The organism is Schlesneria sp., assembly GCF_036405755.1.
Classification (GTDB): domain Bacteria; phylum Planctomycetota; class Planctomycetia; order Planctomycetales; family Planctomycetaceae; genus Schlesneria; species Schlesneria sphaerica.
The window spans coordinates 1-8651 of record NZ_DASWWZ010000133.1; the positions used below are offsets into that span (position 1 = coordinate 1).

At 56.4% G+C, this 8651-nt stretch carries 7 protein-coding genes; 4 read left to right on the forward strand and 3 right to left on the reverse strand.

The window, feature by feature from the left end:
* Positions 1-428: MotA/TolQ/ExbB proton channel family protein (locus tag VGE80_RS04520; protein ID WP_440591821.1), on the forward strand; the 428-nt coding region annotated here is incomplete at its 5' end.
* A 116-nt stretch (positions 429-544) separates the two neighbouring features.
* On the opposite strand, the gene VGE80_RS04525 is transcribed toward VGE80_RS04520, so the two are convergent.
* Together VGE80_RS04525 and VGE80_RS04530 are read right to left on the reverse strand one after the other, a co-directional pair.
* Positions 545-1108 carry a cytochrome c oxidase subunit 3 gene (locus VGE80_RS04525; protein ID WP_440591822.1) on the reverse strand — a complete coding sequence of 188 codons (564 nt, stop codon included), beginning with the start codon at positions 1106-1108 and terminating at the stop codon, positions 545-547.
* A gap of 607 nt (positions 1109-1715) precedes the next feature.
* On the reverse strand, positions 1716-2390 hold the full coding sequence (locus VGE80_RS04530) for a metal-dependent transcriptional regulator (RefSeq protein ID WP_373650904.1): 675 nt from the start codon (positions 2388-2390) through the stop codon (positions 1716-1718).
* Between the two features lie 246 nt (positions 2391-2636).
* Between VGE80_RS04530 and VGE80_RS04535 the strand changes: the two genes are divergently transcribed.
* From VGE80_RS04535 to prmC, 3 genes are all read left to right on the forward strand, one after another.
* Positions 2637-2915, forward strand: a complete 279-nt coding sequence (locus VGE80_RS04535) for a type B 50S ribosomal protein L31 (RefSeq protein ID WP_397571058.1) — start codon at positions 2637-2639, stop codon at positions 2913-2915.
* Between the two features lie 443 nt (positions 2916-3358).
* The gene (gene prfA, locus VGE80_RS04540; protein WP_373650906.1) at positions 3359-4435 is read left to right on the forward strand and encodes a peptide chain release factor 1; all 1077 of its coding nucleotides are present in this window, start codon (positions 3359-3361) and stop codon (positions 4433-4435) included.
* Between the two features lie 80 nt (positions 4436-4515).
* Positions 4516-5412, forward strand: a complete 897-nt coding sequence (gene prmC / locus VGE80_RS04545) for a peptide chain release factor N(5)-glutamine methyltransferase (protein WP_440591823.1) — start codon at positions 4516-4518, stop codon at positions 5410-5412.
* Between the two features lie 249 nt (positions 5413-5661).
* Here prmC and VGE80_RS04550 read toward each other — a convergent pair.
* Positions 5662-8651, reverse strand: a 2990-nt coding sequence (locus VGE80_RS04550; protein WP_440591824.1) for an efflux RND transporter permease subunit, incomplete at its 5' end; no start/stop codon positions are given.

Consider the following 8651-nt stretch of genomic DNA (forward strand, 5'->3'; position numbering starts at 1 on the left):
AAAGTAGTGTCGAAGTAGAGCAGGCCATCATCGATGGCGGGGAACGGCAGGTCAGTCAATTGCGAAAGCATATTCGCATTCTAAATGGTGCTGCCACAATCGCTCCGCTTCTGGGACTTCTGGGGACTGTGGTGGGGATGATCGACTCGTTTAACCGCATCTCGCAAAGCGCGGCGATGGGTAAATCGGAAGCGCTGGCAAGCGGAATTGGATTGTCGTTGCTGACCACCGCGGCAGGACTCGGAATCGCCATTCCGTCGCTGATTATGTACATGTATTTCACCGGACGGGTGGATTCGCTGGTGATCGAGATGGACGGGCTGGCTCAGGATCTCGTCGATATCATTTCTGCAGAAGGGCTTTCGGAACAGGCTCGTGCGGCGGCGAAAGCGAATTCTGCCAAAGCAGAATCGCGCCGCGCTGTTTGACCGTGTGACATCGTCTTGAGGGCTTTAAAAGCGATTTGGCGTATTCGTTTATGGGAGGGCTGCCATTTCGGGCGGCCTCGCTGGCGGTCGACTGGCTCCTTGATTCGTGCATGGCCTCATTCATAGAGTCGTGCGATTGCCATTACGAACAGAATGACGATCCAGACAATACCGAGAGCGTGCCAGAACCAGGCTGCAATCGTGACCCCCCAGTAGTACTCGTGGTCATACCGGTCGGCGTTAGCCTGCACAATGATGTAGCAGAGGAACAGCAACGCAATCAGAAAGTGCATCGCATGCAACGCAGCGATGACAGCGACAAAAGAAGCCATGGCACTCGACGCTTCATCCCTGGTTCGGCTCTGTATCAGATAGTTTAAGGCGTATGCCTGGACCGATACGAACAACGCTCCTGTCGCGAGAGCCCACGAAAGGGAGCGACGAAACCGGATCTGCCGTTCGCGCCGCACGGCCTCGATTGCGCGGAGCAGAAATCCGCTTCCCACCATCAACAGCCACGTGCTCAGGATGAACGCCGACGAAAATCGGCTAGCACTTCCCGGCCGCTGTGGCGGAAACGCCTGGCAGAGCGCTAGCGAAACGACTGCGGCAACAGCCAGTGTTGACGTGGCCAACAGAAAAAAACGCAGGGCAGAGACACTTTTGAGTTCCGCAGCCACTTGCTACCCCGACCGCAATTTGGAGTCATCGTAGAAAAGACGAGCGACAGTTCGGTCTCCTCTTAGTCGTGAACGATCGTAAAACAGTTCAGTTGCGGTGGATTGGTGGGGATTTCCAGTGACGTGAATTAATCCCCTCTCGCCGGGGCCCTGACAGACTTGCGTCCCATCCCCAGGGTGTCACGTTCTTGGAGTGGTTGAGGGAATCCTCCTGATAACGAATCGATCCTCTAACGAATCGGTCACTCATCGCTCACACAGCGGCCGTGGCAAAACGCAGGAATCGTCGTGAAGTGGTGTTATCTGCGGGTTACAACTGACTCGGTGGTATAAAACCGAGCCACCAACCATCAAACTTGCGTTTTGCGACAGTTCTATTTTCGCTGCAGAGATTCACAAGTTCAAACGAAATCACGAACTTTGAAGGTCAATCACTGCTTCCCGGTACGAACTTCCTGAATCAGCGAATGCATTCCGGTGGGAAGTGGTTGGGTCGTGGATCTCGGGTAGAAAGTCCGGCTGTGAGATGAACCGGAGGGTAGGAGGAACCCTCGCGGGGCTCCGGATGCTCTTGGCAGTTGTTCGATGGCAGGATCACAGGCTGGAACTACTGATCCCCGACCCGTTCGACCAGGACGTGGCGGGCCGCCGGGTGCCCCAGCGTCACTTCGCGACCATCGATCACAGTGGTCACGATCCCGGCTTCGGGGCTGTTGAAGATCACGCGACATTCCTTGAGCAGGGAGAATCCCGAATCCCCCAGGAACCGCAAGAAGTCACTCCCCTGCTCGGTTACGCGGACGATGCGAATCGTGGCGCCGGACTCGATTGTGTCCAGCGGAATTGCGAGTTCAGAGTTGCCGCGCATGGCCCCATCGGCAGATGGGATCGGGTCCCCGTGGGGGTCGGCAACTGGATGTCCCAGGAATTCGTCAATCCGGTCAACTAACCGGTCACTGACGGCATGCTCCATGTTTTCAGCTTCGGCGTGAACCTCGTCCCAGTTGAGATCCAGCGTTTTCACAAGAAACAGTTCAATCAAGCGGTGTCGCCGGAGAATCCGCAGGGCGATCTGGCGCCCGGTTTCCGTCAGCCGAACCCCTTCGTAGGGGCGGTAATCGGCATGTCCCGTTTCTGACAGGGTTTTCAGCATGGCCGTGACCGTACCCGGCGCGACGGACATTGCAGTGGCGAGTTGACCTGTCGTCACCCAGTCGGAACCTGTTTTCAGGCCCGTCAGCAGGGTGGTTTTCAAATAGTTTTCGACCGTAAGTGTTGTCATGGACCGATTCTCGACGGAAATTAAGAGCCCTTCGTCGCAGCCCAGTTTGCGATAAAACCGAACATTTTGAAAGTGGCTGGACAAATGAGAATGAAAGCCTTGCGAGCATTGACGCCAATACTTACACTTCCAAGTCCCGTTGCGGTCGGGGCGAATTCCGCAATTCCGGTTCTGTTTTGAAAAAAAGATGCCCATCGATGTCGCGCGAACATCGGGCCGTCGTCACTTTGCAGGGTAGGTTGGATCATGAAAGAGGGCATTCATCCCGAGTATCGAGACGTGGTCTTTCAGGATACGTCGACGGGAGTTCAGGTTGTCATTGGGTCTACGATCAAGACTCAGAAGACGGTTGAGTTCGAAGGCCGAACCCTTCCCATGGTGACGGTGGACATCAGCTCTGCTTCGCACCCCTTCTTCACCGGCAAGCAGAAGTTCATCGACGCTGCGGGCCGCGTGGAAAAATTCCAGCGCAAATACAACTGGGGCAAGAAAGACGAAGGCACTGCCGAAGCTCCAAAAGAGTAGTTTGCTGCTGTCGGATCGGTCGACTCATCTCGTACAAGGGGTGGGTCGTACCGTAGGCTTTTGAGTTTCGCCGTCAATCTGATCCATTTTCTCGAGCGGCACGTCCCTCTTCCGGATGAAGTCGTGCTGCCGGTTGAGATTCATGTTCGAGACGATCTGGATTTCGCTGATCGTTCAGCGCTGATCGCCGTACTCCTCGGCTGCACCTGTTTCAGAGGGATGGTGATCGCCGCTCGGTCGAATTTTTGGCGTCGACGTGGTCTGCGTTCCCTCGCAAAGTTGGTCGCTCGCCGCCTCAGGCCCTCACTTGAGGGCAATTGCTGCATCGCAATCCAGAATGAGTTTGGCAGACGCAGGTTGCCCGTTTTTCTGCGGTCATTCTGATCGGCTGCAAGAGACTGTGCTGCATTCCCTTTTGTTCCGTCAATAGTCGTACGGTCACCATGTTTCCCACGCTTCAGTCTAAATTGGCTCGCTACGAAGAACTGGAACGAATGCTCCAGGATCCTGAGGTGCTCGCCGATACGACTCAGATGCTCAATTGTCAGCGTGAGCATGGGGGACTGGCAAAAGTGGCCCGCTCGGTACGCGAGTTTAACTCGCTGGAAGCGGAGCTTGCCTCCGTCCAGGAGATGGTCGAGACGGCGGACGACGATGAGACTCGCGAGTACGCACTGGCAGAGCAAACAGAGCTGCAAGCCAAGTACGACGTGCTTCGCACCGAACTCGAAGATATGGTGACAGCGGGCGATTCGTTGACCCGTGGCAGCCTGATCATGGAAATCCGGGCGGGGACAGGGGGGGACGAAGCGTCTCTGTTTGCCCGCGATCTGTTCGACATGTACACCAAGTTCGTCGAGAAACGGGGTTGGAAATTCGAAGTCCTCGAGCTCTCGGCCAATGAACTGGGGGGGATGAAGGAAGTCGTCCTGTCGATCACTGGTGAAGGAGCTTTCCACCAGTTGCAGTTCGAAAGTGGTGGTCATCGAGTCCAGCGCGTTCCCGAGACGGAAACACAGGGCCGCGTCCACACCAGTGCCGCGACCGTTGCGGTGATGGCAGAAGCGACTGATATTGATGTCGAGATTCGTGACGAAGATCTTCAGATTGACACCATGCGTGCCGGTGGTCCGGGTGGTCAGAAGGTCAATAAAACCGAATCGGCCGTGCGAATCACTCACGTTCCGACCGGGCTTGTGGTCAGGATTCAGGACGAAAAGAGTCAGCATAAGAACAAGGCCAAGGCCATGCGTGTGCTGCGCAGCCGACTGCTTGAACATCGACAGGCCATGGCCGACAAAGAACGCTCTGATCAACGAAGGACCTTGATCGGGTCTGGAGATCGAAGTGAGCGAATTCGGACGTATAATTTCCCGCAGAATCGACTGACCGATCACCGAATCAATCTGACAGTCCACAAGTTGGACCAGATTATTCAGGGTGATCTGGATGAAGTCGTGGGGGCATTAATTCAGTTCGACCGTGAAGAACGGCTTCGTGGCGGTAACGCACTCGGCTAGAATGATTGAGTCAGAACGTCAGGGCTTACTTGACGCCCAGACTTGTTCCGCCGTGTGAGTGAAACTCAAGGACGAATTCAGTGACAACTGCTCCTTCCGAGTCGCCGTCTGCTTCGGAACAACCGTGGACCGTGCGTCGTGTACTCGAGTGGACCACGGCTCACCTCAAGAAACATGGCAGTGACACCCCGCGGCTGGATGCAGAAATCTTACTCGCACATGCTCGTCACTGCCCTCGAATACAACTCTACACGCACTTCGATGATCCTCTCGACGAAGAAGTGCGAGGCGTCATGCGCGGGCTGGTTCAGAGACGCGCGAAAGCAGAACCAGTGGCCTACCTGGTGGGCGAGCGTGAATTCTTCAGCCTCAGTTTTCGAGTCACGTCTGATGTCCTGATCCCGCGACCCGATACCGAAACACTGGTCCTCGAGGTTCTGGATCTGGCGAAATCGATTGAATCGCCGCGAGTTCTGGATCTGTGTACTGGATCGGGGTGCGTCGCGATTGCAGTGGCAAAGAACGCGAAAACATCCCGGCTGACTGCGGCGGATATCAGCGACAAGGCGATTGCGATCGCACGTGAGAATGCTGCTCGGCACAAAGTCGACGACCGGATGGAGTTCGTTGAATCAGATCTGTTTCAGGGGCTGCCCCTTGATTCGAAGTTCGACATCATCGCCAGCAACCCACCCTATATTCCGTCTGCGGAAATCGATCAACTGGATGCAGAGGTTGCCAAGCACGAGCCGAGACTTGCTCTGGATGGGGGAGCTGACGGGCTGGATGTGCTGCGAAAAATCATCGAGGCGGCCCCCCGTTTCGCAAAAGAAAACGCTCACTTGCTACTGGAGTTTACTCCCGAGCAGGCCGACGCTCTCACGGAAATCGTCGCGGCTCATGGGGGCTACGACGATATCCTGATTCGGAAGGACCTGGCCCTTCGACCCCGTATCCTTCGCGCCCGATTCCGTTGAGCAAATGATCGCGCGAGTCAATTCTCGCGGGGACGAATCAAGTCTACTGGTGCGGCAAGTCGCTGACTCTCACTTTGGCGGATGAGCCTTGCGCGAGGAGCCATCGGCTTTGAGCTGGTGTGCTGCACTTCCCTCATGCCCTTGCCGTAATCGGGCTTGGGCTGAAGGCGGGCGGCAACAGACTGCAAACAGGTCCCGAATGATCCTTGCGGCTAACGCCTGGGATCATTCGGGACCGGTCGCCTGACCTCAAGTCGCGTAACGCTTATCCGTCATCTTTCGAACGGATTCGAGCAGTCCGAACAGAATCGGCAAAATGAACAGGGTGAAGATCATGCTGCTCATCACGCCGCCGATCACGACGGTCGCCAACGGCCGCTGTACCTCAGCTCCAGATCCTTCACTGGTGGCCATCGGGACGAAGCCCACGCTGGCAACCAGGGCCGTCATCAGAATGGTTCGTAAACAACTGACTGAAATATCGACCACAGTCTGTGGCTGATCGCCGTGACCATGGCCGTGTGCATCGCCCGATCCGTGATGATCGTCCAGGTTCAGGGTCAGTTCGGGGTCTGGCGCAGTTCTCGCCGCACGCCATGCAGATGCGAGGATCATGCTGCTGAGAACAGAGACGCCCGACAGGGTGATGAATCCGACCGCAGCCGAGATCGATAGTGGCATTTGTCGATAGGCAAGTGAAAGCACGCCTCCGACGCAGGCAAACGGCACGCTCGCGAATACGATGAATGTTTCTGGCAGACTGCGATACGTCAGGTACAGCAATCCCACGATCAGGCTCAGCGCCAGTGGCACAACGATCATCAGACGCTGCTGGGCTCGCTGCATGTTTTCAAACTGGCCACCCCATTCGATTCGGAACTGTTCCTTGGGGAGATCGACCTTTTCCGCAATCGCTTTCTGAGCTTCTGCGACAAAGCTACCGACGTCACGACCACGGACGTTGGCCTGAATCGTGATACGGCGTTTGCCCCATTCACGAGTGATCATCTTAGGACCACTGAAACGTCGGATGTCCGCAACACGGGAGAGTGGAAGCTGCTCACCGCCGGGGCCGGAGAGCAGGATTCGCCCGATGACTTCAGGGTTCTCGCGATACTGGTCGGGAAGTCTTGCCACGAGAGGAAATCGCAATTGTCCTTCGACGACTTCACCAATCACTTTACTGCTGATCGATTCAACAACGTCGAGAACCTGTCGTGCCGAGATGCCGTAGCGGGCGATCTCGTCCTGTTCCAGCGCGATTCGCAGGATGGGCTGCCCTGCGACCTGTTCGATCGAAAGGTCGCTGCATCCGCGCACGGTACCGAGGACGGCCTGCAGTTCCTGGGCTTTGGGAATCAATGTCGAGAAATCGTCACCAAACAGCTTGAGAGCAATATCCGCGCGAACGCCGGAGACCATCTCGTTGATTCGTTGTTCGATTGGCTGAGTGAACCAGGTAATCTGGCCCTTCATCTGCTCCACTTCGGGCAGCATCAGGTCGACGAGTTCTGCCTGGGTTCTCGCTTTCTTCCACTCTTCGCGTGGCTTCAGCGACACGAAGACGTCGGTGACTTCCACGCTACCTGCATCGGTTGCCACTTCCGGGGTACCGACGCGACTCCAGACGTGTCGCACCTCGTCAGGGAATTTCTCGACGAGCAGCTTTTCGAGCTTCGTGTTCATTGCCGCAGACTCATCCAGGCTGGTTCCCGGGGCACGCAGCACCCCGATCACGATATCCCCTTCAGAGAGTCGCGGGACGAACTCGGTACCAAGGCCCATGGCCGTTTTGAGTGTGATCGCCAGAGCCACCCCGGCGGCGGCGAGCATGAGCCATTTGAACATCATCACCAGATTCAGGAATGGTCGGTACACCCACTGAGCGAATCGGACGATAAAGACTTCTTTCTCTTCAACGACGCGTGGCAGGAAGATGCTGGAGAGGACAGGCGTGAGTGTCAGAGAGAGGATCAGTGATCCAATCAGAATGAAGATCACGGTGATTGCCATCGGGCGGAACATCTTCCCTTCGACCCCCTCAAGGGTGAGGATCGGCAGATAGACGATCATGATGATCAACTGTCCGAAGACAGTGGGGATTCGCACTTCGGAGGCCGCATCTCGAATAATGGCGAGTCGCTCATCCGCGGAGCACGCCCCGCGATGCGCGAGGCGTTTAATGATGTTTTCGATCACCACGACGGAACTGTCGACAACAATTCCGAAGTCGATGGCACCCAGACTCAGCAGCGACGCGGCGATCCCCATCGACCACATTCCACAGAATCCGACGAGCATCGAGAGTGGGATGGCGACGGCGGCAATCAGACCTGCACGCAGATTACCCAGCATCAGGAACAGCAGAATCACGACCAGAAACGCACCTTCGAACAGGTTATTCTTAACGGTCGCGATCACGCGGTTTACCAGTTCCGTGCGGTCATACACAATATCCATATGAAAGCCTTCTGGAAGAGTTTTTACGACTTCCAGAAAGCGTTCCCTCAGGCGGTTCGTGACCGCGTAACTGTTCTCGCCCATCAGCATGAAGCCAAGACCGAGGACGACTTCGCCTTTTCCGTTGGCGGTAACGATCCCTCGACGCAGTTCATGCGAGATCACCACTTCGGCGATGTCCCGGACGCGAATGGGTACACCGTCGACGGCGGTAATGACCATGGCACCAATCTGTTCCACATTGATCGTACGACCTACGCCGTGGACCAGCACCGAGTCACCTGCCTGCCGGATACTGCCGCCGCCGACGTTCAGGTTGTTTTCCCGGACCGCTTCCAGGACCTGCTCGAACTTCAGACCATGTTTGACCAGCAATGTCGGATCAACTCGGACTTGGTACTGTTTCTTCAGTCCCCCCCACGAGTTGACTTCGGCGGTTCCTGGAACGGTTCGCATGACGGGCTTTACTTCCCAGTCATGCAAGGTCTTCATGGCAGTCAGATCCCCGTCGTCCGAGGTCATGATGTAGTGGAACACTTCACCCAGACCCGTTGACACGGGGCCCATCTCGGGCCGCCCGATGCCAGCGGGCAGTTCCACACCGTTCAACCGCTCGTTGATGAGTTGTCGAGCGAAGTAGACGCTCGTGCCGTCCTTGAAGGTGACGATGACTTGCGAGATCCCGAACTGAGAGACCGATCGCAGGTCTTCGAGTCCGGGGAGTCCACCGAGCGACATTTCCACAGGAAACGTCACCTGACGCTCCACTTCTTCGGGCA